A 24125-nucleotide genomic window follows, 5' to 3' on the forward strand; every position below is an offset into this window, starting at 1 on the left:
GTCGGCGCCGGCCTGACGCCCCACGCCGCCCCGCCCGCAGCGACGCGGCGGACCGGGAGCCTGCCAGGCTCCCGGTCCGCCGCTTCGTCCGTGGGACGCCGGGTCTCAGCCCGTGTACGGCTTGGCGTCGAGGATCTTCACGGCCGCCTTCTTGCCGTTCGGGAGCTCGTACTCCGCGTTGGCGCCGACCTTCTTGCCGTTCACGCCCTCGCCCAGCGGCGACTGCGGGGAGTAGGTCTCGATGTCCGAGCTCGCATACTCCCGCGAGGCCAGCAGGAAGGTCAGGGTGTCGTCCGGGTCTCCGTCGAACGCGATGGTGACGACCGCGCCGGGGGCCACCACACCGCTGGTGGCAGGAGCCTCGCCGACCTTGGCGGTCTGCAGCAGCTGCGTGAGCTGGCGAACCCGAAGCTCCTGCTTGCCCTGCTCCTCCTTGGCCGCGTGGTACCCGGCGTTCTCCTTCAGGTCACCTTCCTCGCGGGCCGCCGCGATCTTTTCGGTGATCTCGGCGCGTGCGGGACCAGACAGGTGCTCCAGCTCGGCCTTGAGCTGGTCATACGCCTCCTGGGTCAGCCAGGTGACGTTCTCGCTGGTCTGGGTCACAGGTGCTCCTCGTCGGTACTGGGGATAAATCAAACGCCCTACCAGGAAGACTTGCGCCTTCACGGGTGGGCGAAACCACGAGCCTAACAATTCCGGCACAAAACGGGGAAGAGGAAATTTACAGGGAACGCACAGGAACGCATCTTCGCTGATCAGAGGCGGTCGGAAGCCGCCTCGCCCGGCCCCGTGCGTCGGGCATGCCGGACGGGTGGGGCGGGGCCCGTGGGGGCGTGACGGAGGTCTGCACCTCCACGGGGGCCGGTGCGGGGCCGGTCCGGGGCCTGTCCCCGTGGAGCGGATCCGGGTCGGTCCGGGCCCTGCCGCGGGTCCGGGTCCGGTCAGCTGCTGCCGGACGCCGTACAGCCGACGAGCACCGCGTTCGTCGCACGCTTCGTCGTGCGCAGCGTGATCTCCTGGTCGACCTGCTGAGCGCGCCGGTCGATGGTGACGTCCTTGCGGCCCACCTCGGAGCCGTCCTCGGCCTGCGAGCGGAGCGTGCACACTCCCGTGTCGTCCTCGCCCTTGATCACTTCCAGGTGCACCTTGATGGCGTGGTCCGACACCGCGTCCCAGCCGATCACCCGCGCGCTGAGGTCCTGCCCGGCGATGTACGAGGCGCCGATCCAGCCGAGCACCCCGAGCAACGCGACGCCGAGCACGGCTCCGATGATCTTGAGCTTGCGGTCCGCGCGTGCGTCCGCGGAGCGGCCGTAGCGTCCGTCCGGGAGCTTTTCGCGCGCCGCCGTCATGATCATTCCTCCTGGTACGGGGGCCCGGGGCGGTCGGAACCCGGGAGGTCCCCTGCCCAGGGAATACAGTGCCCCCTCGCTTCGGTCACTATAGGAGGCACCTTCTCCGGCCTTTCACTGAGGATCGAGTCTTGACTGAGCAGCTGCGATTGATGGCCGTCCACGCCCACCCCGACGACGAGTCGAGCAAGGGTGCGGCGACCATGGCCAAGTACGTGTCCGAGGGGGTGGACGTGCTGGTCGCCACCTGCACAGGCGGTGAGCGAGGTTCCATCCTCAACCCCAAACTCCAGGGCGACCCGTACATCGAGGAGAACATCCACGAAGTACGGAAGAAGGAGATGGACGAGGCCCGGGAGATCCTGGGCGTCAAGCAGGAGTGGCTCGGCTTCGTCGACTCCGGCCTGCCCGAGGGTGACCCGCTGCCGCCGCTGCCCGAAGGCTGCTTCGCGCTGCAGGACGTCGAGGCCGCGGCCGAGCCGCTGGTGAAGCTGATCCGCGAGTTCAAGCCGCAGGTCATCACGACCTACGACGAGAACGGCGGCTACCCGCACCCGGATCACATCATGACCCACAAGATCACGATGGTGGCCTTCGAGGCGGCCGGCGACCCGGAGAAGTACCCGCAGGCCGGCGAGCCCTGGCAGCCCCAGAAGCTCTACTACAACCAGGGCTTCAACCGGCCGCGCACCGTCGCGCTGCACGAGGCGCTGCTGGAGCGCGGCATGGAGTCCCCCTACGGCGAGTGGCTGGAGCGCTGGAAGCAGTTCGAGCAGCGCGAGCGCACGCTGACCACGTACGTGCCCTGCGCGGACTACTTCGAGATCCGCGACAAGGCGCTGATCGCCCACGCCACCCAGATCGACCCCGACGGCGGCTGGTTCCGGGTCCCGATGGACATCCAGCGCGAGGTCTGGCCGACCGAGGAGTACGAGCTGGCGAAGTCGCGCGTGGACACTTCCCTCCCCGAGGACGACCTCTTCGCGGGCATCCGCAACAATTGAGCCCATGAGCGCGACAAGCACCCTCGCCATGACGCACTTCGTCACCCTTGCCGACAGCTTCGACAAGGACAAGGTGACCCCCGGCGTCCTCGGCTTCATCGTCTTCGCGATCATCGGCGGCGCCGTCTGGCTGCTGATGAAGTCCATGAACAAGCAGATGAAGAAGGTGGACTTCGAGGAGCAGCCCGAGGAGGGGGAGACGGCCGCTGCCGCCTCCGCCGCCCCGACGGCCCCGGAGCCGAAGACCAGCTGACGCCTCCGGCGGCTCGCTGACCCCGCGGTCAGCGAGCCGGGCGGAGCGCCGGAGCACCCCCGCCACGGGACATCACTCGGCGGGGGTCTGCGTGACAGGCACTCCCATGACCTCTCGCGCGTGGCGGTTCGGCACCATGCCGAGCTGCCAGGCCTGCCACCCCGTTTCCGGCTCCACGCCGCGTTCCAGCAGCAGCGTGAAGGTCTCCGCGCAGTCCTCCAGCTTGGAATCCCGCGCGGGATGCCCCGCCCGCACCAGCTGCGCCAGCTCTTCCTGCGCGACGGCCGTGCCCACCACGGAACCGCCAGGTGAGGCGAACGGCAGCAGCGTGCAGCGCAGGAAGCGCGCCCAGTCCTCGCCGCGCCGGTCGCCGTAGCCGGCGAATATCTGCCCGGCCTCGTCGGCCAGTTCCAGTGCCTGCGCCGCGCGGCCGTTGCCCGCGTCGATGATCACCAGTTCCAGGCAGGACCACGCCTCGCCGTGCGGCACCCCGATCCGCTGGAAGTCCTTGCGGGCGTCCTGCAGCAGCTGCCGGGCGAAGCCGCTGTTGCGCAGCGAGCCGGTCTGCGCCGCGCGCAGATCGCGGGTCACCCGCCCCGAGTGGTGCCGCGCGCAGGCCAGGCCGTAGCCGTCCTGCATCCGGCTGAACATCGTGCGCGAGCGCTCCAGCTGGCGCAGCGCGGCGTCGTGCTCGCCGCGCTCCTCCAGAGCCTGGCCGAGGTAGTACATCGTCCATGCCTCGCCCCGGGCGTCCTCGTGCTGGTGGTGCAGGGGGAGTGCCTGGCGGAGCTGATCGACGGCCGGCCCCGGATCGCCGTCCACCAGGCGGCCGCGCGCCAGCTGCGTCATCGCCCAGGCCTCGCCGCGCTCGTCGTGGGTGCGGCCGTACAGCTCCATCGCGGAGTGCAACGCGGCGTCCGCCCGTGGCACGTCGCCCATCCGCAGATAGACCTGACCGAGCTGGAAGTGGGCCCACGCCTGGCCGTGCACGCTTTCGCTCTCCTCGTGCAGCGCCAGGGACTCGCGCAGCAGCTCCAGAGCCTCGGCGATGTGCGCCCGGTCCCGCTCGACCGCCGCGAGGGCGTGCAGCGTCCAGGCCCGGTCGCCGTGCATATCGGTGCCGGACTGCATGCCCAGCGCCTCCCGCAGCTTTGCCGCGGCCTCGGTCAGGTTTCCCTGTTGCTGGAGGGTGATCCCCAGGTCGCGCAGCGCGCGGGCGGCGCCCGCCGGATGCTGGGCCTCGAAATAGAGGTCCACAACCGACGACAGCGTCGTCCGCGCCGTGTCCAGCTCGCCCAGCTGCCGGGCCGCGACGCCCGTACGCCACTGCACCGAGCGGACCAGCAGTCCCTGGCCGACGGCCCGGGTCAGCTCGCTCAGCTCGCCCAGGCGGTAGAGATCCCCGCGCAACAGGCAGTAGTCGGCCAGGGCGCCGAGCAGATGCGAGACCGCTGCCTGGTCGACGTCCTGGTCGGCGTGCCGCAGCGCGGCGGTGATGAAGCTGGACTCGTCGTCCAGCCACTGCAGGGCGGCGTCCAGGGAGGTGAAGCCGTGCGAACCGAAGCGGTCGGCGCGTGTGGACGTACGGCCGTCGACGAGGCGGATGACCGAGTCGGCCAGCTCCGCGTAGCCCCGGATCAGGCGCTCCTGCGCCGCGCCGCGCTCACCCGGCTCCTCCTCGTCCACCAGGCGGGCGTGCGCGAAGCGGTGTACCAGGGCGTGCAGTCGGTAGCGCTCGCCGCGCACATGCTCGACCAGACCGGCCTTCGCGAGCGTGGACAGATGCCGCTCCGCCTCCGGGACCTCGACGCCCAGCAGCGCCGCCGCGGCCGCCGCGCCCAACGAGGCGTGCCCCACCAGCGCCAGCCGTCGCAGCAGTCGCCGGGCAGCCTCCGACTGGTCGGCGTAGCGAAGCCCCAGGGCCCGCTCGACCGGTGCGACCGGCCCGCGGGCCGCCAGGTCCGCTGCCAGTGAGGCAGGGGTGCGCGAGCCCAGCGAGGAGCCCGCCACGCGCAGGGCCAGCGGCAGACCCGCACACAGCTCGGAGATCTCGTCGATCGCCCGTGAGTCGTACGGGCCGGCCTCGCCCGCCGCCTCGTCCGGGGGAGTGGCGTCCCGCAGCAGCTCCTCGGTGCCCGCCGCGTCCAGCGGGCCCACCGGCAGATGATGCACCCATGCCTGGAGGTCCTCCGGCAGCTCCAACGGTGCCCGGGAGGTGACGAGCACCAGGCTGTCGGAGCGGTCCGGCACCAGCGTCCGTACCTGCTCCGGATCCGAGGCGTCGTCCAGGAGCACCGTCACCGGGAGGCCGGTCAGATGCTGGTGGTAGAGGTCGGTCAGCCGCTTGACGTGCTGTTCCTGGGAGGGGCGTTCGCGGAACAGCAGCTGCTCGCGCGGTGCGCCCAGCCGGTTGAGCAGGTGCAGCAGCGCGTCCCGCGTCGGCAACGGCACCTCGCCCGGCGTATCGCCGCGCAGATCCACCACACACGCCCCGCGGAACTGATCCCGCAGCTGGTGGGCTGCCCGCACGGCCAGCGCCGTACGGCCCGAGCCCGGCTCGCCGTGCAGCACCACCACCGTCGGCCTGGTCTCCGTGCTCGCGCGGGCGGCGTGCACCCACTGGGCGATCTGCGTCAGCTGGGCCCGCCGGCCGGCGAACGGGGCGTCGGCGCGCGGAAGTTGGGAGAAGGACTGCTCCAGCACGGACCGCTGGCGAGCCGCCGCACTGCGGTCCGTCCCGCGCAGCTGCGGCACCACCCGGCCGGCGTTCGCGGCGACCGTTCCCCACGCGCTCGACTTCTTCCCGCCGGGAGAGCCCCCGGCGGACGACGAGGCGCCACCACGGGTCGCCGCCGCCAGCATCCGCTGCTGGTCCAGGAACGGCCGGACGCCACGCACCTCGAAGGCCGTCAGCCACTGGAGCCGCAGCTGCTCCGGGCCGCCGGGCTGCCCCCGCATGCCCGCCTGCCGGTGGGCCGCCGGCCAGTGTCCGGCCGTCAGCTTCACGACCGTCGCAGCGGCACCCGCCAGCACCACCGCGGAGCCCGCGCCCAGTGCGGCGCCGGCGCCCGTGCCGTAGGCCAGGTCCGTGCCGAAGGCGGCCAGCGCCGCCACGGCCGTCGCCACCGCAGGGGTGGCCAGCTCCCGGCGCGAGAGCCGCTCGCTCAGCGGCCGGTGACCTGCCGCGGCCTCGTCCAGCGCCCGGACGTACTCGGCGTACTCCTCGGACGCGGCGCCTGCCAGATCCTCCAGTGCCGCCCGCGCTCTGCTGAGCAGCGTGCCGCCGTCGAGCCTCCCGCCCGAACGCCGCACCTCTTCCTCGACGGCTCGCGCCAACAGCCCGTCCGCTTCCGCCCGGTGGCCCTCGCGCAGCACAGCCAGTGAGCCCGGCATGTGTGTCCCCCTCCAGCAGTTCCAGCAGTTCAGCAGTTCCAGCGGTCTCCGGACCTCAGCGTGCTCAGGCTGACCCCCGGCGGTCGTGCACGGCCCGACCCGCTCCGGAAGGTCGCCGCAGGCCCGCGGCCACGCCCCGGCGGTGATCGTCGCCGTACGCACAGTGTTCCCCGTCCACGCGAATTACGGCAGGCCTGTGGATAACTCCCTCCGCTCCCGACTCCGGGACCCCGGTTGGGAGAGGATGGTGGTATGCCGAACCGCCTGGCCCATGAGACGTCCCCGTATCTGCTCCAGCACGCCGACAACCCGGTCGACTGGTGGCCGTGGTCCACCGACGCGTTCGAGGAGGCGCGGCGGCGCGGTGTGCCGGTGCTGCTCAGCGTCGGCTACAGCTCCTGCCACTGGTGTCATGTCATGGCCCACGAGAGCTTCGAGGACGAGACCACCGCCGCCCTGCTCAACGACCACTTCGTGTCCGTCAAGGTCGACCGCGAGGAGCGGCCGGACGTCGACGCCGTCTACATGGAGGCCGTTCAGGCCGCGACCGGTCAGGGCGGCTGGCCCATGACCGTCTTCCTCACCCCCGACGCCGAGCCGTTCTACTTCGGTACGTACTTCCCGCCCGAGCCCCGCCACGGCATGCCCTCCTTCGCGCAGATCCTGGAGGGCGTCCGCAGCGCCTGGGCCGACCGCCGCGAAGAGGTCGGCGAGGTCGCCGCCCGGATCGTGGCCGACCTGTCCGGGCGCTCGCTGTCGGCGACGCTGCCCGCGGGCGATCAGCGGACGCCGGCCCCGCAGGACCTGCACGCCGCCTTGATGGGCCTGACCCGCGAATTCGACGCGACGCGCGGCGGATTCGGCGGCGCGCCCAAGTTCCCGCCGTCCATGGCGCTGGAATTCCTGCTCCGCCACCACGCAAGGACCGGCTCCGAAGCGGCCCTGGAAATGGTGCAGGCCACCGGCGAGGCCATGGCACGCGGCGGCATCTACGACCAGCTCGGCGGCGGCTTCGCCCGCTACGCCGTGGACGCGACGTGGACCGTTCCGCACTTCGAGAAGATGCTCTACGACAACGCCCTGCTGTGCCGGACCTACGCCCATCTCTGGCGGGCCGACGGCTCCGAGTTGGCCCGCCGCGTCGCGATCGAGACCGCCGAATTCATGGTCCGCGAGCTGCGTACCGCGCAGGGCGGCTTCGCCTCCGCGCTCGACGCGGACAGCGACGACGGCACGGGCAAGCACGTCGAGGGCGCCTACTACGTCTGGACGCCGGAACAGCTGCGCGCGGTGCTCGGTGACAAGGACGCGGAATTCGCCGCCGAAGCGTTCGGCGTCACCGAGGAGGGCACCTTCGAGGAGGGCGCTTCCGTCCTCCAACTCCCCGCGGTCGACGGTCCGGTGGACGACGAGCGGCTGCTGTCGGTCAAGCGCCGGCTGCTGGCGGCGCGGGACGAGCGGGAGCGGCCGGGCCGCGACGACAAGATCGTCGCCTCCTGGAACGGGCTGGCCATCGCCGCGCTCGCCGAGACCGGCGCCTACTTCGACCGCCCGGACCTGATCCAGGCGGCCACCGACGCGGCCGACCTCCTGGTCCGGGTCCACATGGACTGGCAGGCCCGGCTGCACCGCACTTCCCGCGACGGCGTGCCCGGCGCCAACTCCGGTGTCCTTGAGGACTACGCGAACGTCGCCGAAGGCTTCCTGGCACTGGCCTCGGTCACCGGGGAGGGCGTCTGGGTGGACTTCGCCGGCTTCTTCCTGGACACCGTGCTCGTCCAGTTCACCGCCGAGGACGGAGCGCTCTACGACACCGCCGCCGACGCCGAGGCCCTGATCCGCCGCCCCCAGGACCCGACGGACAACGCCACGCCCTCCGGCTGGACGGCCGCGGCCGGCGCCCTGCTGTCGTACGCCGCCCTGACCGGCAGCTCCCTCCACCGGGACGCCGCGGAGCGGGCTCTGGGGATCGTCACGGCCCTCAGCGCCCGGGCCCCCCGCTTCATCGGCTGGGGACTGGCCGTCGGCGAGGCGGCGCTGGACGGACCGCGGGAGGTCGCCGTCGTCGGGGCGCCCGGCGACCCGGCCACCGGCGCGCTGCACCGCGCCGCCCTGCTGGGCACCGCCCCCGGTGCGGTCGTCGCCCTCGGCGAACCCGGCTCGGACGACGCCGGCCAGGTACCGCTCCTGATGGAGCGCCCCCTGGTGGACGGGCAGCCGGCCGCTTATGTGTGCCGCCACTTCACTTGTGAGCGGCCCACGACCGACCCGGCGGAACTGGCGGAGCGACTGCGGCCGTAAGGGGAGCGAGCCGCCCTGTGGGGCGCGTGGGTCGCTCCGCCGGCGTGGGCGGTGATCGGCCGGCGCGTCGCTCACGGGCGGTCGCCCCGCCCGGAGCCCCGCCGACCGTGCCTCACACGGCCAGGCCACGCGCCAGGACGTCCATCGCCCGGTGGATCAGGTCTTCCAGGCGGGTGGTGCAACCGTCCTCTGCCCAGTGCAGCAGCGCCTCCTGAAGGCCCGCGACGGCGGCCGCGCCGATGACACGCAGTTCCAGGTCATCGGCGGGGCGGCCGGTGCGCTCGGCCAGGATGGCGCTGATCGCCGCGGTGTCCCGGGCGGCCATCTCCGCCGTGCGGCCGCGGATCGCCGGGACGTCGCGGATCAGGCGACCGCGCCGGCGGAGGTCGGTGCGGTCCTGGCCGGCGAGCTGGCGCAAGGCGGCGAGGGCGCCCTGCCGGAGCGAGTCGACCAACGGCTCGTCGTGCGGGCGGGCACGGATGCCGGCCGCCAGCAGCGCGTCGTACTCGTCCGTCAGCACGATGTCCTCCTTGGTGGGGAAGTACCGGAAGAACGTGCTGGGTGAGACGTCCGCGGCCTCGGCGATCCGGCCGACGGGCGTCGCGTCGTACCCCAGCTCCTCGAAGAGCCGGTAGGCGGTCCGGCGGATCGCCCGGCGGGTCTTGATCTTCTTCCGTTCGCGCAGCCCGGGTTTCGGGGTGTCGGACGGGGTGGTGGCGGAGGCGCGGGCGGGGACCATGGACGTCATTGTCGGCGAGAGCGCCTCGGGTGCGCCTCGTGCGTGCGTGGCAGTGCGCCGTCTGTGCGGTGGTGCCGCGAGCTCCGCCAACTCTTCTGCCGTGTCCGGTGATTGCGCTCCAGCAGGCGGAGGCCAGTGTCCGACCCGCCCACGAAACCCGGCTTGTCAGTGGCGTGTGTCACGCTGTGGCGAGTGGTCGGTCACACACGGTGAGTGGAGGGGTGGGGATCGGTATGCGACCTGGGGTTCTTGTGGATTTCGTGCTTGCTGCCGTGTGGGGTGGCAGGGGCTTCGCGTGCGGCGCCGTTGGTCGGGTTCTCGCCGCGGTGTCGGGCTTCTCGGTGGCTGGGTACGGCGCGTGGCCGCGGCCATCAGGCCGCGGCCACGGTGGCGCGCGAGGGGGGGCCGGCCCGGAGGCGGGCGGGCTCAGCTGCGCGAATACGCCACCAGGGAGATGCCGACGTAGTGGACCACGAAGGCCGCGAGCGTCAGGGAGTGGAAGACCTCGTGGAAGCCGAACCACTGCGGTGAGGGGTTGGGGCGCTTGATTCCGTAGATCACGCCGCCCGCGCTGTAGAGCAGCCCGCCGACGATGACGAGGACCAGGACGGCGACTCCCCCCGCGTGCAGGAAGTCGGGGAGGAAGAAGACGGCGGCCCAGCCCATGGCGATGTAGCAGGGGGTGTAGAGCCAGCGTGGTGCGCCGACCCAGAAGACGCGGAAGAGGATGCCGCCCAGTGCGGCGCCCCAGACCGACCACAGCAGCGTCTGGCCGCGAGTGCCGGGCACGAGGAGCACCGTGAGCGGGGTATAGGTGCCCGCGATGATCAGGAAGATGTTGGCGTGGTCGAGGCGGCGCAGCACGCCGTCGGCCCGCGGGCCCCAGTTGCCGCGGTGGTAGAGGGCGCTGGTGCCGAAGAGCAGGCACGCGCTGAGCGCGAAGATGGCGCAGGCCATGCGGCCGCGGGTGCTGTCCGCGAGTGCGGTGAGGACTATGCCGGCGAGCAGCACCGCGGGAAACATTCCGGCGTGCAGCCAGCCGCGGAGTTTCGGCTTGAGCGGCGCGGCCGCCGCGGCGACTGCGGCGACCGCTTCTGCCGTGTGAGGCACGCGGGATGAGTGGCTCTCGGTGGCGTCGGGCGCGGAAGTCATGGCGGCAATGCTATCTACGCCACCGTAAGTTACGGATTCGTCCTGAAGTGGTGACGGTCACGAAAGCGCCCTCTGGACAGAACTCGCTCAGGGTCGGATGATCAAATGAGTGCGGTCGGCACCGGATGAGCGGTCACGAAGCATCCGGGTCGCGGCCCCCAAGGGGCAGACATTTCAAGATCAGCGGATCCATCCCGGGTCAAACCGGGCAGCAATCCGTCCATACCCCTCATCTAGGAGCGATCGTGGCGCGCGACAACGCGGCTCCCTCAGCCCAGCCCTCCGACAAACCCGCCGGGGACGCCTCCCTCCCGACCCGTCACCAGGGCCTCATCGCCTGGGTCGACGAGATCGCAGCGATCACCCGGCCCGACCGGGTCGTCTGGTGCGACGGCTCCGAGGCGGAGTACGAGCGGCTGGCCGAGGAGCTCGTCGACAAGGGCACGTTCAAGAAGCTCGACCCGATCAAGCGACCCAACTCGTACTACGCCGCCTCCGACCCCACCGACGTCGCGCGGGTGGAGGACCGCACCTTCATCTGCTCCGAGAAGGAGGAGGACGCCGGCCCGACGAACCACTGGAAGGCCCCCGCCGAGATGCGGGAGATCTTCACCGGTGAGCAGGGCGTCTTCCGCGGCTCGATGCGCGGCCGGACGATGTACGTCGTCCCGTTCTGTATGGGCCCGCTCGGCTCCGACCTCTCCGCCATCGGCGTGGAGATCACCGACTCCGCGTACGTCGCCGTCTCGATGCGCACCATGACGCGCATGGGGCAGCCGGTCCTCGACGAGCTCGGCGAGGACGGCTTCTTCGTCAAGGCGGTGCACACCCTCGGTGCGCCGCTGGCCGAGGGCGAGGCCGATGTCCCGTGGCCGTGCAACTCCACCAAGTACATCTCGCACTTCCCCGAGGCCCGCGAGATCTGGTCCTTCGGCTCCGGCTACGGCGGCAACGCCCTGCTCGGCAAGAAGTGCTACGCGCTGCGCATCGCCTCCGTCATGGCGCGTGACGAGGGCTGGCTCGCGGAGCACATGCTGATCCTCAAGCTCACCCCGCCGCAGGGTGAGGCCAAGTACGTCGCCGCCGCCTTCCCGAGCGCCTGTGGCAAGACCAACCTCGCGATGCTGGAGCCCACGATCTCCGGCTGGACGGTCGAGACCATCGGCGACGACATCGCCTGGATGCGCTTCGGTGAGGACGGCCGCCTCTACGCCATCAACCCCGAGGCCGGCTTCTTCGGCGTCGCGCCCGGCACCGGCGAGCACACCAACGCCAATGCCATGAAGACGCTGTGGGGCAACTCCGTCTTCACCAACGTCGCGCTCACCGACGACGGCGACGTCTGGTGGGAGGGCATGACCGAAGAGCTGCCCGCCCACCTCACGGACTGGAAGGGCAACGACTGGACCCCGGCGTCCGAGACGCCGGCGGCCCACCCCAACGCCCGCTTCACCGTCCCGGCCGGACAGTGCCCGATCATCGCGCCCGAGTGGGAGGACCCCAAGGGCGTGCCGATCTCGGCGATCCTCTTCGGCGGCCGCCGCGCCAGCGCGGTGCCGCTCGTGACCGAGTCGCTCACCTGGCAGCACGGCGTCTTCCTCGGCGCCAACGTCGCCAGCGAGAAGACCGCCGCGGCCGAGGGCAAGGTCGGCGAGCTGCGCCGCGACCCGTTCGCCATGCTGCCGTTCTGCGGCTACAACATGGGCGACTACATGGGCCACTGGGTCAAGGTCGGGCAGGACGCCGCGCGGGCGGGCGCCGGGGACCGGCTGCCGAAGATCTACTACGTCAACTGGTTCCGCAAGGACGACAAGGGCCGGTTCGTGTGGCCGGGCTTCGGCGAGAACAGCCGGGTGCTCAAGTGGATCGTCGAGCGGCTGGAGGGCACCGCCGAGGGTGTCGAGACGCCGATCGGCGTGCTCCCGGCGAAGGGTTCGCTGGACACCGACGGCCTGGATCTGGACGAGGCCGACCTGGACTTCCTGCTCACCGTCGACAAGGACGTGTGGCGCGAGGAGGCGGCGCTGATCCCCGAACACCTCAACACCTTCGGTGACCACACACCGAAGGAGCTGTGGGACGAGTACCGCGCGCTGGTCCAGCGCCTCGGCTAGTCACCGCTTCGCTCAACACCCGTCCGGGGCCTCGCACTTGGTGCGGGGCCCCGCGCGTGTGCCGAGGTCGCTCGCGCACCTGCGGGTGTGGGCGCCGGGCCGCCGCCGTCAGGCGGTGGCGAGATCCGGGAGCGCCGTGGTGTGCGCCTCCAGGCGCTCGGTCGTCAGGGCCATGGCAGCGACGTCGTGCCGGGAGGTGGCGACCGACAGAGCGTTCCCTGCGAGCATGCGGGCGCGCTGGTGCAGCGCCGGGATGCGCGACGGATCGCCGCCGGAAGGTTCGGCGCGCAGCGGGTGGTGCCCGCCGCTGAGGCGGGCGACCTGCTCGACGATGCGGTCGGCGGCCGCGGTCAGCTCGGCGGCGTCGAGTGCGCCGCCGGCGCGCGGGGCCAGCGCGTGTAGTTCGTCGGTGACGGTGAGCAGCGCGGTCAGATGTCCGGCCAGCCGGATGTCCAGCTCCTCCTCGCGGGAGCGGTGCGGGAAGTCCGGGTCACCGGCCATGCTGTGGACCGACTTGTTGCGGATCGGTTCGTACATGGGACGGCCTCCTGAAGAAAGTCTAGGAGACCATCCTAGCTTAGACACTGTCTAAAGTTATGGGCCGTACAGAAAGCGCCCCGCGTCAGTACTGTCCGTAACCGTCGAGGAATGAGCCGATCCGGGTGACGGCGTCGGTCAGATCGTCCTTGTTGGGGAGGGTCACCAGGCGGAAGTGGTCGGGCTCGGGCCAGTTGAAGCCGGTGCCGTGCACGATCATGATCTTCTCGGCCCGCAGCAGGTCGAGGACCATCTGCCGGTCGTCCTTGACCTTGTAGACCTTGGGATCGAGCCGCGGGAAGGCGTACAGCGCGCCCTTGGGCTTGACGCAGGTGATCCCTGGGATCCCCGTGAGCAGCTCATAGGCGGCGTCGCGCTGCTCCAGCAGGCGCCCGCCGGGCAGTACCAGGTCGTTGATCGACTGCCGGCCGCCGAGCGCGGTGGCGACGGCGTGCTGAGCCGGCATGTTGGCGCACAGCCGCATGTTGGCCAGGATCGTCAGGCCCTCGATGTACGAGGTGGCGTGCGCCTTCGGGCCGCAGACCGCCAGCCAGCCGCTGCGGTAGCCGGCGACCCGGTAGGACTTGGAGAGCCCGTTGAAGGTCAGGGTCAGCAGGTCCGGGGCCAGCGAGGCGAACGGGGTGTGCGTGACGCCGTCGTAGAGGATCTTGTCGTAGATCTCGTCGGCGCAGACGATCAGGTTGTGGCGGCGGGCGATCTCCGCGATGCCCTCCAGCAGGCTGTCGTCGTACACGGCGCCCGTGGGGTTGTTGGGGTTGATGACGACGATGGCCTTGGTGCGGTCGGTGACCTTGCGCTCGATGTCGGCGAGGTCCGGCATCCAGTCCGCCTGCTCGTCGCAGCGGTAGTGCACGGCCGTACCGCCGGAGAGCGACACCGAGGCCGTCCACAGCGGATAGTCGGGGGCCGGTACGAGGACCTCGTCGCCGTCGTCCAGGAGTGCCTGCATGGACATCTGGATCAGCTCGGAGACGCCGTTGCCGAGGTAGATGTCGTCGACCGAGAGGTCGACGCCCTTGGTCTGGTAGTGCTGCATGACCGCCCGGCGGGCCGAGAGCAGACCCTTGGCGTCGCCGTAGCCGTGGGCGGTGCCGACCGAGCGGAGGATGTCCTCCAGGATCTCGGGCGGGCACTCGAAGCCGAACGCCGCCGGATTGCCGGTGTTCAGCTTGAGGATCCGATGACCCGCCGCCTCCAGCCGCATGGCCTCCTCGAGCACCGGGCCACGGATTTCGTAGCAGACGTTGGCGAGCTTCGTTGACTGGATCACCTGCATGTCCGCCACCTTACGGCCGCCCATCGCGGGCCGCTCGGTGTTTTTCCCCACCCTGGTCGGCGCATGGTGTGCGGTTCCTCACGCCACGTGACGAGGGGGTGCCCCACGGGGTGCGGGAGTCCGGGGGGCGTCCTGTGCGGTGCACTGATTTCGTGGGAGCCGGGCGGGCGGGAGCACCGCGGCGGTACGCTCCGGGCGACCGGGCGGTCAAGATCCAGCCGGAGCCGGAGCCGGAGCCGGAGCCGGAGCCGGAGCCGGAGCCGGAGCCGGAGCCGGAGCCGGAGCCGGAGCCGGGGACCGCGCCCTGACACCACCTTCGACGAGCCGACCACATCGGGGGCAACGATGGCCACTTCTCCCCTGGGGGCCGGGCCCGGGCCGGGCGGTGTGCGGACGCCGATGCCGACACCTGCCCCGACCGGCGTCTTCGAGCCCACCGGATTACCCCGCTCGGCGCCGACCGCCGGCCCGCACGGGCCGTTCGCCCTGCTCAACGACGAGCCGGTGGCCGAGCCCGGTGAGGACCTGCTCGGCGCCGGCCGGGCGGCCCGCCAGCTCGCCGGGCTGTTGGTCGCCTCCCGCGCCTCCACTCCCTTCACCCTCGCCGTCGACGCCGGCTGGGGCATGGGCAAGAGCAGCCTGATGCGGCTGGTCGACGCCGAGCTGGCGCAGGCGCCCGAGGTGCACACCGTCTGGTACAACGCCTGGACCTCGACCGGCGCCGACGCGCTGGAAGGGCTGATCAAGTCCGTCCTGATGCGGTTCGACCGGCGGGTGCTGCGACGCGGCCTCCAGCGGGTGTCCGAGCGGCGGGCCCTGCTGCGCGTGCTGCGCGCCCTGATGACCGTCGCCGCGGGCCCGCTCGGAGTGGCCGGTCTGGTCAACGAGCTGTGGAAGAGCCTGTCGGTCAACTCCCAGGCCCGTAACGAGATGCGCGGGGCGATCGGTGACCTGGTGCAGGAGTGGGCCGAGACCGACGACTTCCGGCCGCGTCGGCTGCTGGTGGTCTTCATCGACGACCTCGACCGCTGCTCGGAGGAGACGGTCCTGGCGGTCTGCGAGGCGGTGAAGGTCTATCTGGACGTGCCGGGCCTGGCGTTCGTCGTCGGCTGCGACCGGTCGGCGCTGGGGCCGAACGGACTGCTGCGGGACCTCTCGCCCGCCGGTTCCGCGTTCATGGAGAAGATCTTCCAGACCAGCTACCGGATCCCGGCCGCCGACGGCCCGGGCGTCAAGGACTACATCCGCTGGTGTGCGCGGACCGCGGGCGTGGAGCCGCTGCTCGACGACGCGCTGGTGGACCTGCTGGCCCAGCGCTCGGGCCGCAACCCCCGGCGCATCAAGCGCCTGATGAACGGCTTCGTACTGGAGGCCACCCTGAACCCGGTCTGGCGGGACTTCGGACCCGGCGCGGTGATCAGGACCCTGCTGCTCCAGTACTTCTATCCCGACTTCTACCGGATGATGACCGGCCCTTCCGGCACCATCGACGGCGATGTGGTGGCCGAATTCCGCCGCTACCGCGAGGTTCGCCGGACGCTGCTCGCGCCGGCGGGCGGGGCGTCCGCCGAGGAGCTGGCGGAGGCGCGGGACTTCCTCGCCTCCTACGATATGGGGCTGCCGGAACTGCTCGATGCCGCCGGAGAGGTGGTGCTCGCGGCGCTGGAGCGACAACTGCCCAACGAGTTCCCCGACTTGGTGGTCAACCCGGCCTTCACTTCACTCGTCGACGAGCTGACCGCGCGCCCCGACGCGGACCGGCTGCTGTACCGGCTGCGCGAGGGCCCGCTGGGCTCCGCCGGCGAGCCCACCCGCATGTCGCGGGAGTGGGAGCCGCTGTGGCGCGGTCTGCCGCTGCCGCACCCGGACGGCTCCGGCACGGGGTTCGGCCCGCCGCTCGCCTGGCCGGGGGACGGCACGCCGTGGGTGTCCCGGCCGACTCCGCCGGCCGGGCAGGCCCAGCCGCAGCCCGCCGGGCAGCAGGCTCCGGCGGGGTACGGCTCGCCGCCCGCGCAGCAGTACGCCGAGCCGGCGTCCTATCGGCAGCGGCCCGCGCCCTTGCAGGATCCGGCCCCGCAGCAGTACGAACCGCAGGGCGGCTACCAGTCGCCGGGGTGGTACACCCAAGGGCAGCAGGCCGGATACGCCGCACCGCCCGGATACCAGCAGCCCGGCTACGGTGCGCCGGCCGCGTACGCCAGGCCGCCGTTGGACGTCCTGTGGGTGGACGACCAGCCGGAGCGCAAGGCCGCGGCGCGTGAGGTGCTGGAGACCCTCGGGCTGCAGGTGCGGCACGAGGCGCAGAGCAGCGCCGCCGCGACCGCCATCCGGCACCGCAAGCCCGACCTGCTGATCTCGGACATCAGCAGGGGCCGGGACCGGTCCGCGGGCTTCGCGATGGTGGAACGGCTGAAGCAGGACGGTGTCTACGACGGGCCGGTGATCTTCTACACCATCCGGCAGAGCCCGGAACGGGAGGAGCGGGCGGCGGCGCTCGGGGCCGGGCTCACCAACAACGAGCAGGCGTTGCACGACCTGGTGCTGGCGGTCCTCCAGGAGCACGCCCGCGTCCCCACGGGTCCGGCCGCACCGCCGCCGCCGGGCCCGACGTCCGAGCCGGCCTCCGACCCGGTGTCCGCGCCGACATCCGAGCCGGCCTCCGACTAGGCCGTACGCCGCACCGACCGTCCCGCGAGAACGTCCGTCCGCTTGCCGTCCGCCATCACGAAGCGGCCGTCGATCAGGACGTGCGGGATGCCGGTCGGCAGGGTCCGCGGGACCTCGAAGGTCGACTCGGCGGCGACCGTGTCCGGGTCGAAGACGACCAGGTCGGCCCGGTAGCCCTCGCGGACCAGGCCGCGGTCGGGCAGCCGCAGACGGGCCGCGGGGCGAGAGGTCAGGTGCGCGACGCACTCCTCCAGGGCGAGCACGCCCTCCTCGCGGACGTACTTGCCGAGGTACTGGGGGAAGGTGCCGTAGGCGCGGGGGTGCGGCTTGTCGCCCTGCAGGATGCCGTCGCTGCCGCCGGTGTGCACGCGGTGCCGCATGATCTGCCGGACGTTCTCCTCGTGGCCGACGTGCTGGAGGATGGTCGAGCCGAGCCGGTCCTCGATCAGGATCCGGCGGGCGGTGACCCAGGGCTCCTCGCCGCGTTCCGCGGCGCTGCGGGCCACGGTCCGGCCGACGTAGCCGGACAGCGCCGGGTCGCTGACGCCGGAGATCTCGATCTTGTCCCATTCGATCGGCACGCCGTGGCAGCCGTCCGCGCCCTCCACCTCCATGACGTGCCGGAGGCGTTCGGCGGTGGCGTCGTCCCGGAGGCGGGCCAGGATCGCCCCCGGGCCGCCCTCGCTCGCCCAGCTCGGCAGCATGGCGACCAGCGTGGTGCAGCCGGGGGTGTAGGGGTAGGTGTCCAGGGTGATGTCGGCGCCGCCGTCCAGCGCCCGGTCCAGCAGGGTCAGCAGCTCCGGGGCGCGGCCCTCGTTGACGCCGAAGTTCATGGTGGCGTGCGCGAGATGCAGTGCGCAGCCGGCTTCCCGCGTGAGGTCGACCATCTCCTCGTACGCCTGGAGGGCGCCCGCGCCGTAGGAGCGGTGGTGCGGGCAGTAGTAGCCCTCGTAGCGGGCCACCACCCGGCACAGTTCGGTCAGTTCGGCGTCCGAGGCGTACATGCCCGGGGTGTACGTCAGGCCCGAGGAGAGACCCACGGCGCCCTGCTCCAGCCCCTCGGCGACGAGTTGCTTCATCCGCGCGACCTCGTCGGCGGTGGCGTCCCGGTCGTCCCAGCCCATGGCGAGCATCCGGACGGTGCCCTGCGGGATGAGGTAGGCGGCGTTGACGGCGATGCCGTTGCCGTCGAAGCCGTGGTCGAGGCGGTCGAGGTACTCCCCGACGGTGCGCCAGCTGAAGTCGATGTCGGTGCTGCCGGGGCCGCCGCCGTTCCAGCCGGTGATCTGGGCGCGGACCTCGGCGAGCGTGCGGTCGTCGACCGGTGCGTAGGACAGGCCGTCCTGGCCGATGACTTCGAGGGTGACGCCCTGGGCGGCCTTCGCCTCGTGGCCCGGGTCACGGAGCAGCGCGAGGTCGCTGTGCGCGTGCATGTCGATGAAGCCGGGGGAGAGGGCGAGGCCGTGGCCCTCCACCGTGCGTGCCGCGGTGGGGCGGGGACCGCTGTCCGACTCGCGGTGGATCTCGGCGATCCGGCCATCGGCCAGGGCCACATCGGCGCGGTAGGACGGACCGCCGGACCCGTCGATGACGCGTACGTCGCGGAGCACGGTGTCCATGGGTGGGGCCTTTCTCGGGCTCTCGGGCTTGCTCGGGTGTTCTCGGGTCTCTCCCGGCCGTGCGGGTGCCGCCGGTGCGGCGGCACCCGTTCACCCTCGCCCGGGGCCCGTGGCGGGCCGGCCGGGCGGGGCCGGGGCCGGTATCAGAAGAAGGTGCGCAGGAAGTCGGTGACCGTGCCGTCCTGCTCGACCACCGGGATCAGCTGCCACTTGTCGAAGGACGTGCAGGGGTGCGAGAGGCCCAGACCGACCCAGTCGCCGACCTCCAGATCGCCGGCGTGCTCGGTGGCGACCCACGCGTGCTGGTCGGACAGGCCGGTGACGGTGATCCCGTCCGCAGCCCGCAGCGTGCCGTCCCGGCCGGACCGTACGACCTGGGCCTTGGGCAGGTGCAGGTCGTACGCCGCGTCGCGCTTGCCGGCGTTGAGGAACGCCTGCTGGGGGGTGGGGCGGGAGACGACCTGTGCCCACAGGCGGAAGGCGGGCTGGAGGGTGCCCTCCTCCGGGACGCGCTTGAACGGGGTCACGTGCTGGTAGTGTGGCCGTCGTCGTGCGAGACATACGCGCCCGAACGCAGCAGCTTCAGTGCCGGGGCGGACAGTTCGGGGATCTCGTCGAAGACCTCGGCGACCGCGTCGAACCAGGCGCTGCCGCCCGCGCTGACGACGATCTGGTCGAGATCGGCGAACCGGCCCGCCTTGTCGAACTCCACGGCCAGCGCGACCAGCCGGCGCAGCCAGGCACCGACCCGCTCGGGTGTGGCGTCCGGCACCTCGCCCTCGTAGCCGGCGACGCCGACCAGGCGCAGGGTGTCCACGCCGGCGATGGCGTCGGCGAGTTCGAAGCATTCGGTCTCGGTGCGCACACCGGTCCTGGCGCCCTCGCCGGCGCCCAGCTCGATGACGACGTCCACGGGACGGGTGGCGCCGGCCTCGCGCAGGGCGGTGTCCATCAGCTCGATGCCGCGCAGTGAGTCGACGTAGGCGATGAAGCGGAAGTCCGGATCGGTGTCCAGCTCGTGGGAGAGCCAGCGCAGCGCGGCGGCGTCGACGAGCTCGTTGGCCAGGAAGATCCGCTGGATGCCGTAGGCGCGGTAGACCCGGACCTGGGTGGGGACGGCGGCGGTGATGCCCCACGCGCCGCGCTCCAGCTGGCGGGCGAAGAGCTGCGGCGCCATGGAGGTCTTGCCGTGCGGGGCGAAGGCCAGTCCGTGCCGGGTGGCGTACGTCTCCATGAGGGCCAGGTTGTGCTCGACCGACTCGGCGGAGAGGGCGAGGACGGGTGTGGTGAAGCCGTCGCGGAAGAGGTTCCTGCGCTCGGCGGCCAGCTCGCCGACGGTCCTGCCCTCGGCGTCCGGGGGGAGCGCCTTGAAGCGGTGGTCGACGCGTTCCTCCGCGAGTTGCCTGAGTCCCTTCGCGAGCCGCTCGCCGGCCATGGGGCCTCCTCAATATCTTGTTGCATCCTCTGCAACACCCATTGCGCATATCGCTTACAGCTGTCTAACATCCGAGCCATCACCGGGTCAATGGTGAGAAACCTGCGAGAAAGCAGGGGGCGCAACGCCGGCAGACCGGTATGGCGGACCGCCCGCAAGCCCCTCGGGCATGGCGACGGACCGGCTCCGTCCCCCGCCCGCCCCAGGCACAGCGAAGGAGCGCAACCGATCGTGACCAGGTCCTCGAACGTCAGCGACACCGTCGGCCCGGACGTCGACGTCGTCTGTCTCGGCGAGTCCATGGTCACCTTCCTGCCCACTCGCCCGGGGCGGCTCGCCGACGTACCGTCCTTCGACCGCGCCATCGGCGGTGCCGAGTCCAACGTCGCCTGCGCGCTGGCCCGCACCGGCCACACCGCCCGCTGGGTCTCCCGCGTCGGCGCCGACGGCTTCGGCGACCACCTCGTCGGGGCCATCGCCGACTGCGGCGTCGACGTCGCCGCCGTCCAGCGCGACCCGCTGCGCCCCACCGGCATCTACTTCCGCACCGCCGGTGAGCGCGCCACCGGCGTGGACGGCGAAGCGTCCGACCGCGCCGAGGTCCTCTACTACCGCGCCGGGTCCGCCGCCTCCGCCATGAGCCCCGGCCTCCTCGACAGGCGCGCCCTGCAGGACACGCGCATCCTGCACCTCACCGGCATCACCGCGGCTCTCTCCGACAGCTGCCTCGACGTGCTGCGCACCCTCACCCGGCGCACCCCGGGCCGCCCCCTCGTCTCCTTCGACGTCAACTACCGCGTCGGACTCTGGCGCGACCCCGCCCAGGGCCCGGAAATCCTGCTCGAACTCGCCCGGGGCTGCGACCTCGTCTTCGTCGGCGAGGACGAGGCCGAGGCGGCCTGGGACCTGCACGGCCCCGACGCGATCCGCGCGGCCCTCCCCGAGCCCGCGACCCTCGTCGTCAAGCAGGGCTCCCAGGGCGCCACCGTCCACACCCGGCAGCCGGACGGAACGGACACCGTCACCTACGCCCCGGCCCTGGCCGTGGACGTCGTCGCCCCGGTCGGCGCCGGCGACGCCTTCGCCGCGGGATTCCTCTCCGCCACCCTCCGGGAGCTGCCCGTCTTCGCCCGGATCCGGCACGGCCACCTCATGGCCGCCGCCTCCCTCACCGTCCCCGGCGACCTCGGCGCTCCGCCCACCAGGGCCCTGGCCGACCGCCTCGCCGACCTCCCGCCCGCCGACTGGGGCACACTGCGACTCGGCCCCGGTTGGACGACAGAGGGGTTGCGCACCGCACGGGTGGAGGTACCGGCACAGTGAACGTACGCAGCGAGAGAGCCATCACACAGCACGCCCCGCAGGCACGGCGGGGCGGGCGGAGCGAGGTTCGAGCATGAGTCAGACAGTCGATCGCGCGCTGAGCATCCTTCCGCTGCTCGCGGAAGGACCGGCCAACCTCGAACAGGTCTCGGTCCGGCTCGGCGTCCACAAATCCACCGCACTGCGCCTCTTGCGTACGCTCCACGAGCACGGCATGGTCTACCGCCAGCCCGACCAGCGCTACCGCCTGGGCGCGCGGCTCTTCGCCCTGGCCCAGGAAGCCGTCGAGAACCTCGACGTGCGCGAGATCGCCCACCCGCACCTCCTCGCCCTCAACGAGAAATGCGGACACACCGTCCACCTCGCGGTCTACGAGGAGAACGAGGTCCTCTACATCGACAAGGTCGAGAGCCGCTACCCGGTCCGGATGTACTCACGGATCGGCAAGCCGGTGGCGATAACCGTCGCCGCGGTGGCCAAACTGCTCCTCGCCGACCTGCCGGAAGCCGAGCGCCGCGCCCTCGCGGAGAAGCTCGACTACCCCCTCTACACGTCCCGTTCGACGCCCCACGCCACGGCCTTCCTGGCCGAACTGGCCAAGGTCCGCGAACAGGGATGGGCCACCGACCTCGGTGGCCACGAGGAGTCCATCAACTGCATCGGGGCCCCGATCCGCGGTGCGGACGGACGCCTGGTCGCCGCCATGTCGGTCTCCGCGCCGAATGTCGTCGTCACCGCCGATGAACTCCTCACCCTGCTCCCGCTGGTGCGGCGCACCGCCGACACCATCAGCCGGGAGTACTCCGGAACCGCAATCCCCCAGCCCACAGCCGGCCCCGTAAAGGAAGCCTGAACCACATGACCGAGAAGACCGCACTCACTCCGGCCACCCACACGACCCCGCCGGCGAAGTTCTCGCACGGCGTCAAGAAGGGCAACATCCTTCAGGTCGCCGGCCAGGTCGGATTCCTCCCGGCCGTCGAGGGCCAGGCCCCCACCCCGGCCGGGCCGACGCTGCGCGAGCAGACCCTGCAGACCTTCGCGAACGTCAAGGCCATCCTCGAAGAGGGCGGCGCGACCTGGGACGACGTGATGATGATGCGCGTCTACCTCACCGACGTCGACCACTTCGCCGAGATGAACGAGATCTACAACGCCTACTTCGAGGCCGAGGGCCTCAAGGAGGCGCCCTCCGCCCGCACCACGGTCTACGTCGGGCTGCCCAAGGGGCTGCTCATCGAGATCGACGCCCTCGCGGTCCTGAGCTGAGGCACCGAACCCCTTGCCCGGCCTGCCGTTAGCACCACCGCACCCGAAACAACCGCCGCACGGCACGGCGCCCCGTACCGACGGGGCGCCCTGCCGCGGTCCCCCCTGCCTGGAAAACACCTGCCTGACAACGGAGTCACCCCATGTACCTTGCTGCCGCGGCCCCCGCCCCGCCACCACCGCACACCGGTGGCCTGCTCGCCTTGATACCGGGCACCGCGGGCCTGCTGACGGTCGCCGCTCTCGGCATCGTTCTGCTGCTGTTCCTCATCATCAAGGTCCGGCTGCAGCCGTTCGTGGCTCTGCTCGGCGTTTCCATCGCGGTCGGTCTGAGCGCCGGCCTGTCGGTCACCGAACTCTTCGGCACCGTCCAGAAGTCCGACGTCGTCTCGATGATCGAGACCGGCATGGGTGGCATCCTCGGCCACGTCGCCATCATCATCGGTCTGGGCACCATGCTCGGCGCGATCCTGGAGGTCTCCGGGGGCGCGGAGATGCTGTCGAGCCGGCTGCTGCGGCTGTTCGGCGAGAAGCGCGCCCCGCTCGCGATGGGCCTGACCGGCCTGATCTTCGGCATCCCGGTCTTCTTCGATGTCGGCATCTTCGTCCTCGCGCCGATCGTCTACGCCGCCGCCAAGCGCTCGGGCAAGTCGATCCTGCTCTACTGCATGCCGCTGCTCGCGGGCCTGTCGATGACGCACGCCTTCCTGCCGCCGCACCCCGGCCCGGTCGCCGCCGCCGGACTCTTCAAGGTCGACCTCGGCTGGGTCATCCTGATGGGCATCATCTGCGGCATCCCCGCCGTGCTCGCGGCCTGGGCGTACGCCGCCTGGATCGGCAAGCGCATCTTCGTCGAGGTCCCGCAGGACATGGTCGAGGCGGCCGACGAGGCCCGCGCGGCCGTCGCCGCGGAGCAGGAGGCCTCCGGCGTCGTGCCGCACGAGAAGCCGGCGCCGCTCGGCACCGTGCTGACGATCATCGGCACCCCGCTGATCCTCATCCTCCTGGCGACCTTCTCCTCCATCGCCCTGGAGCCCTCCACCCTCCGCTCGGTCATCGAGTTCTTCGGGCACCCCTTCGTCGCCCTGACGATCGCGCTGCTGATGTCGTACTACCTCCTGGGCATCAGGCGCGGCTGGTCGCGGCAGTCCCTTGAGCGGGTCTCCACCGCCTCGCTCAAGCCGGTCGGCAACATCCTGCTGGTGGTCGGCGCCGGCGGCATCTTCGGCGCCGTGCTGAAGGGCAGCGGCGTCGCCACCGCGCTGTCCGACACCTTCCACGACGTCGGTCTGCCGGTGATCGTCCTGGCGTACCTGCTCTCGCTGGTGCTGCGCGTCGCCCAGGGCTCGGCCACCGTCGCCATCGTCACCACGGCCGGCATCGTGCTCCCGCTCGTCGAGGGCCAGGGCATGTCGCAGGCCCACCTGGCGTTGGTCATCATGGCGATCTCGGCCGGTTCGATCTTCGCCTCGCACGTGAACGACGGCGGGTTCTGGATGGTGTCGAAGTACTTCGGCATCTCCGAGCGCGACACCCTGAAGTCCTGGACCGTGCTGGAGTCGGTGCTCTCGGTCGCCGGGTTCGCGGTGGCGGCTCTGGTCAGCCTGGTCGTCTAGCGAACGGGCCGCACCTGTCACACCGGCGCCCCGGTCCCCGCAGCGGGGACCGGG

At 71.6% G+C, this 24125-nt stretch carries 17 protein-coding genes and 1 pseudogene; 9 read left to right on the forward strand and 9 right to left on the reverse strand.

Going from position 1 to position 24125, the window contains the following annotated elements; all coding sequences use genetic code 11:
* Window positions 1–105 precede the first annotated feature (105 nt).
* Window positions 106–603 carry a transcription elongation factor GreA gene (gene greA / locus ACGFZW_RS29340; RefSeq protein ID WP_393896268.1) on the reverse strand — a complete coding sequence of 166 codons (498 nt, stop codon included), beginning with the start codon at window positions 601–603 and terminating at the stop codon, window positions 106–108.
* A gap of 338 nt (window positions 604–941) precedes the next feature.
* A complete protein-coding gene (locus ACGFZW_RS29345) occupies window positions 942–1352 on the reverse strand; it encodes a DUF4307 domain-containing protein (protein WP_393896269.1) in 411 nt (136 codons plus the stop codon).
* A 131-nt stretch (window positions 1353–1483) separates the two neighbouring features.
* On the opposite strand from ACGFZW_RS29345, the gene mca reads away from it, so the two are divergent.
* Together mca and ACGFZW_RS29355 are read left to right on the forward strand one after the other, a co-directional pair.
* A complete protein-coding gene (gene mca, locus ACGFZW_RS29350) occupies window positions 1484–2356 on the forward strand; it encodes a mycothiol conjugate amidase Mca (protein ID WP_393896270.1) in 873 nt (290 codons plus the stop codon).
* 4 nt (window positions 2357–2360) lie between these two features.
* A complete protein-coding gene (locus ACGFZW_RS29355; protein WP_393896271.1) occupies window positions 2361–2609 on the forward strand; it encodes a hypothetical protein in 249 nt (82 codons plus the stop codon).
* A gap of 72 nt (window positions 2610–2681) precedes the next feature.
* Here the strand turns inward: ACGFZW_RS29355 and ACGFZW_RS29360 are convergent, their stop codons facing one another.
* Window positions 2682–6002: a tetratricopeptide repeat protein gene (locus tag ACGFZW_RS29360; RefSeq protein WP_393896272.1), complete on the reverse strand. Its 3321-nt coding sequence runs from the start codon at window positions 6000–6002 to the stop codon at window positions 2682–2684.
* Window positions 6003–6254: 252 nt separating this feature from the next.
* On the opposite strand from ACGFZW_RS29360, the gene ACGFZW_RS29365 reads away from it, so the two are divergent.
* Window positions 6255–8303 carry a thioredoxin domain-containing protein gene (locus ACGFZW_RS29365; RefSeq protein WP_393896273.1) on the forward strand — a complete coding sequence of 683 codons (2049 nt, stop codon included), beginning with the start codon at window positions 6255–6257 and terminating at the stop codon, window positions 8301–8303.
* 112 nt (window positions 8304–8415) lie between these two features.
* On the opposite strand, the gene ACGFZW_RS29370 is transcribed toward ACGFZW_RS29365, so the two are convergent.
* Both ACGFZW_RS29370 and ACGFZW_RS29375 read right to left on the reverse strand, forming a co-directional pair.
* The gene (locus tag ACGFZW_RS29370) at window positions 8416–9042 is read right to left on the reverse strand and encodes a TetR family transcriptional regulator (RefSeq protein ID WP_393896274.1); all 627 of its coding nucleotides are present in this window, start codon (window positions 9040–9042) and stop codon (window positions 8416–8418) included.
* A gap of 426 nt (window positions 9043–9468) precedes the next feature.
* Window positions 9469–10194, reverse strand: a complete 726-nt coding sequence (locus tag ACGFZW_RS29375; protein ID WP_393896275.1) for a hemolysin III family protein — start codon at window positions 10192–10194, stop codon at window positions 9469–9471.
* 245 nt (window positions 10195–10439) lie between these two features.
* Between ACGFZW_RS29375 and ACGFZW_RS29380 the strand changes: the two genes are divergently transcribed.
* Window positions 10440–12308, forward strand: a complete 1869-nt coding sequence (locus tag ACGFZW_RS29380; protein WP_393896276.1) for a phosphoenolpyruvate carboxykinase (GTP) — start codon at window positions 10440–10442, stop codon at window positions 12306–12308.
* Between the two features lie 108 nt (window positions 12309–12416).
* Here the strand turns inward: ACGFZW_RS29380 and ACGFZW_RS29385 are convergent, their stop codons facing one another.
* Together ACGFZW_RS29385 and ACGFZW_RS29390 are read right to left on the reverse strand one after the other, a co-directional pair.
* On the reverse strand, window positions 12417–12845 hold the full coding sequence (locus tag ACGFZW_RS29385) for a hypothetical protein (RefSeq protein WP_393896277.1): 429 nt from the start codon (window positions 12843–12845) through the stop codon (window positions 12417–12419).
* An 85-nt stretch (window positions 12846–12930) separates the two neighbouring features.
* Window positions 12931–14142, reverse strand: a complete 1212-nt coding sequence (locus ACGFZW_RS29390; RefSeq protein ID WP_393896278.1) for a pyridoxal phosphate-dependent aminotransferase — start codon at window positions 14140–14142, stop codon at window positions 12931–12933.
* Between the two features lie 345 nt (window positions 14143–14487).
* On the opposite strand from ACGFZW_RS29390, the gene ACGFZW_RS29395 reads away from it, so the two are divergent.
* On the forward strand, window positions 14488–16809 hold the full coding sequence (locus ACGFZW_RS29395; protein ID WP_393896279.1) for a P-loop NTPase fold protein: 2322 nt from the start codon (window positions 14488–14490) through the stop codon (window positions 16807–16809).
* On the opposite strand, the gene ACGFZW_RS29400 is transcribed toward ACGFZW_RS29395, so the two are convergent.
* Window positions 16806–18428, reverse strand: a complete 1623-nt coding sequence (locus ACGFZW_RS29400; protein WP_393896280.1) for an amidohydrolase family protein — start codon at window positions 18426–18428, stop codon at window positions 16806–16808. The genes ACGFZW_RS29395 and ACGFZW_RS29400 overlap by 4 nt on opposite strands.
* Before the next feature lie 143 nt (window positions 18429–18571).
* Window positions 18572–19863, reverse strand: a pseudogene (locus ACGFZW_RS29405) (amino acid deaminase).
* A 300-nt stretch (window positions 19864–20163) separates the two neighbouring features.
* Here ACGFZW_RS29405 and ACGFZW_RS29410 point away from each other — a divergent pair.
* From ACGFZW_RS29410 to ACGFZW_RS29425, 4 genes are all read left to right on the forward strand, one after another.
* Entirely contained in the window at window positions 20164–21186 is a 1023-nt protein-coding gene (locus ACGFZW_RS29410) for a sugar kinase (protein ID WP_393896409.1), read from the forward strand.
* 73 nt (window positions 21187–21259) lie between these two features.
* A complete protein-coding gene (locus ACGFZW_RS29415; protein WP_393896281.1) occupies window positions 21260–22039 on the forward strand; it encodes an IclR family transcriptional regulator in 780 nt (259 codons plus the stop codon).
* Window positions 22040–22044: 5 nt separating this feature from the next.
* Window positions 22045–22455, forward strand: coding sequence for a RidA family protein (locus tag ACGFZW_RS29420; protein WP_393896282.1), 411 nt, complete (start codon window positions 22045–22047; stop codon window positions 22453–22455).
* Between the two features lie 143 nt (window positions 22456–22598).
* Window positions 22599–24071 (forward strand): GntP family permease, encoded by a 1473-nt coding sequence (locus tag ACGFZW_RS29425; protein ID WP_393896283.1) that lies wholly within the window; start codon window positions 22599–22601, stop codon window positions 24069–24071.
* Window positions 24072–24125 lie beyond the last annotated feature (54 nt).

Source organism: Streptomyces sp. NPDC048248, from assembly GCF_043201875.1.
GTDB lineage: Bacteria > Actinomycetota > Actinomycetes > Streptomycetales > Streptomycetaceae > Streptomyces.

Coding starts and splice junctions, on each gene's coding strand:
- ACGFZW_RS29345 (WP_393896269.1), bottom strand. CDS start 1,352: ATGACGGCGGCGCGCGAAAAGCTCCCGGACGGACGCTACGGCCGCTCC.
- ACGFZW_RS29355 (WP_393896271.1), top strand. CDS start 2,361: ATGAGCGCGACAAGCACCCTCGCCATGACGCACTTCGTCACCCTTGCC.
- ACGFZW_RS29360 (WP_393896272.1), bottom strand. CDS start 6,002: ATGCCGGGCTCACTGGCTGTGCTGCGCGAGGGCCACCGGGCGGAAGCG.
- ACGFZW_RS29365 (WP_393896273.1), top strand. CDS start 6,255: ATGCCGAACCGCCTGGCCCATGAGACGTCCCCGTATCTGCTCCAGCAC.
- ACGFZW_RS29370 (WP_393896274.1), bottom strand. CDS start 9,042: ATGGTCCCCGCCCGCGCCTCCGCCACCACCCCGTCCGACACCCCGAAA.
- ACGFZW_RS29375 (WP_393896275.1), bottom strand. CDS start 10,194: ATGACTTCCGCGCCCGACGCCACCGAGAGCCACTCATCCCGCGTGCCT.
- ACGFZW_RS29385 (WP_393896277.1), bottom strand. CDS start 12,845: ATGTACGAACCGATCCGCAACAAGTCGGTCCACAGCATGGCCGGTGAC.
- ACGFZW_RS29390 (WP_393896278.1), bottom strand. CDS start 14,142: ATGCAGGTGATCCAGTCAACGAAGCTCGCCAACGTCTGCTACGAAATC.
- ACGFZW_RS29395 (WP_393896279.1), top strand. CDS start 14,488: ATGGCCACTTCTCCCCTGGGGGCCGGGCCCGGGCCGGGCGGTGTGCGG.
- ACGFZW_RS29400 (WP_393896280.1), bottom strand. CDS start 18,428: ATGGACACCGTGCTCCGCGACGTACGCGTCATCGACGGGTCCGGCGGT.
- ACGFZW_RS29410 (WP_393896409.1), top strand. CDS start 20,164: ATGGTCACCTTCCTGCCCACTCGCCCGGGGCGGCTCGCCGACGTACCG.
- ACGFZW_RS29415 (WP_393896281.1), top strand. CDS start 21,260: ATGAGTCAGACAGTCGATCGCGCGCTGAGCATCCTTCCGCTGCTCGCG.
- ACGFZW_RS29420 (WP_393896282.1), top strand. CDS start 22,045: ATGACCGAGAAGACCGCACTCACTCCGGCCACCCACACGACCCCGCCG.
- ACGFZW_RS29425 (WP_393896283.1), top strand. CDS start 22,599: ATGTACCTTGCTGCCGCGGCCCCCGCCCCGCCACCACCGCACACCGGT.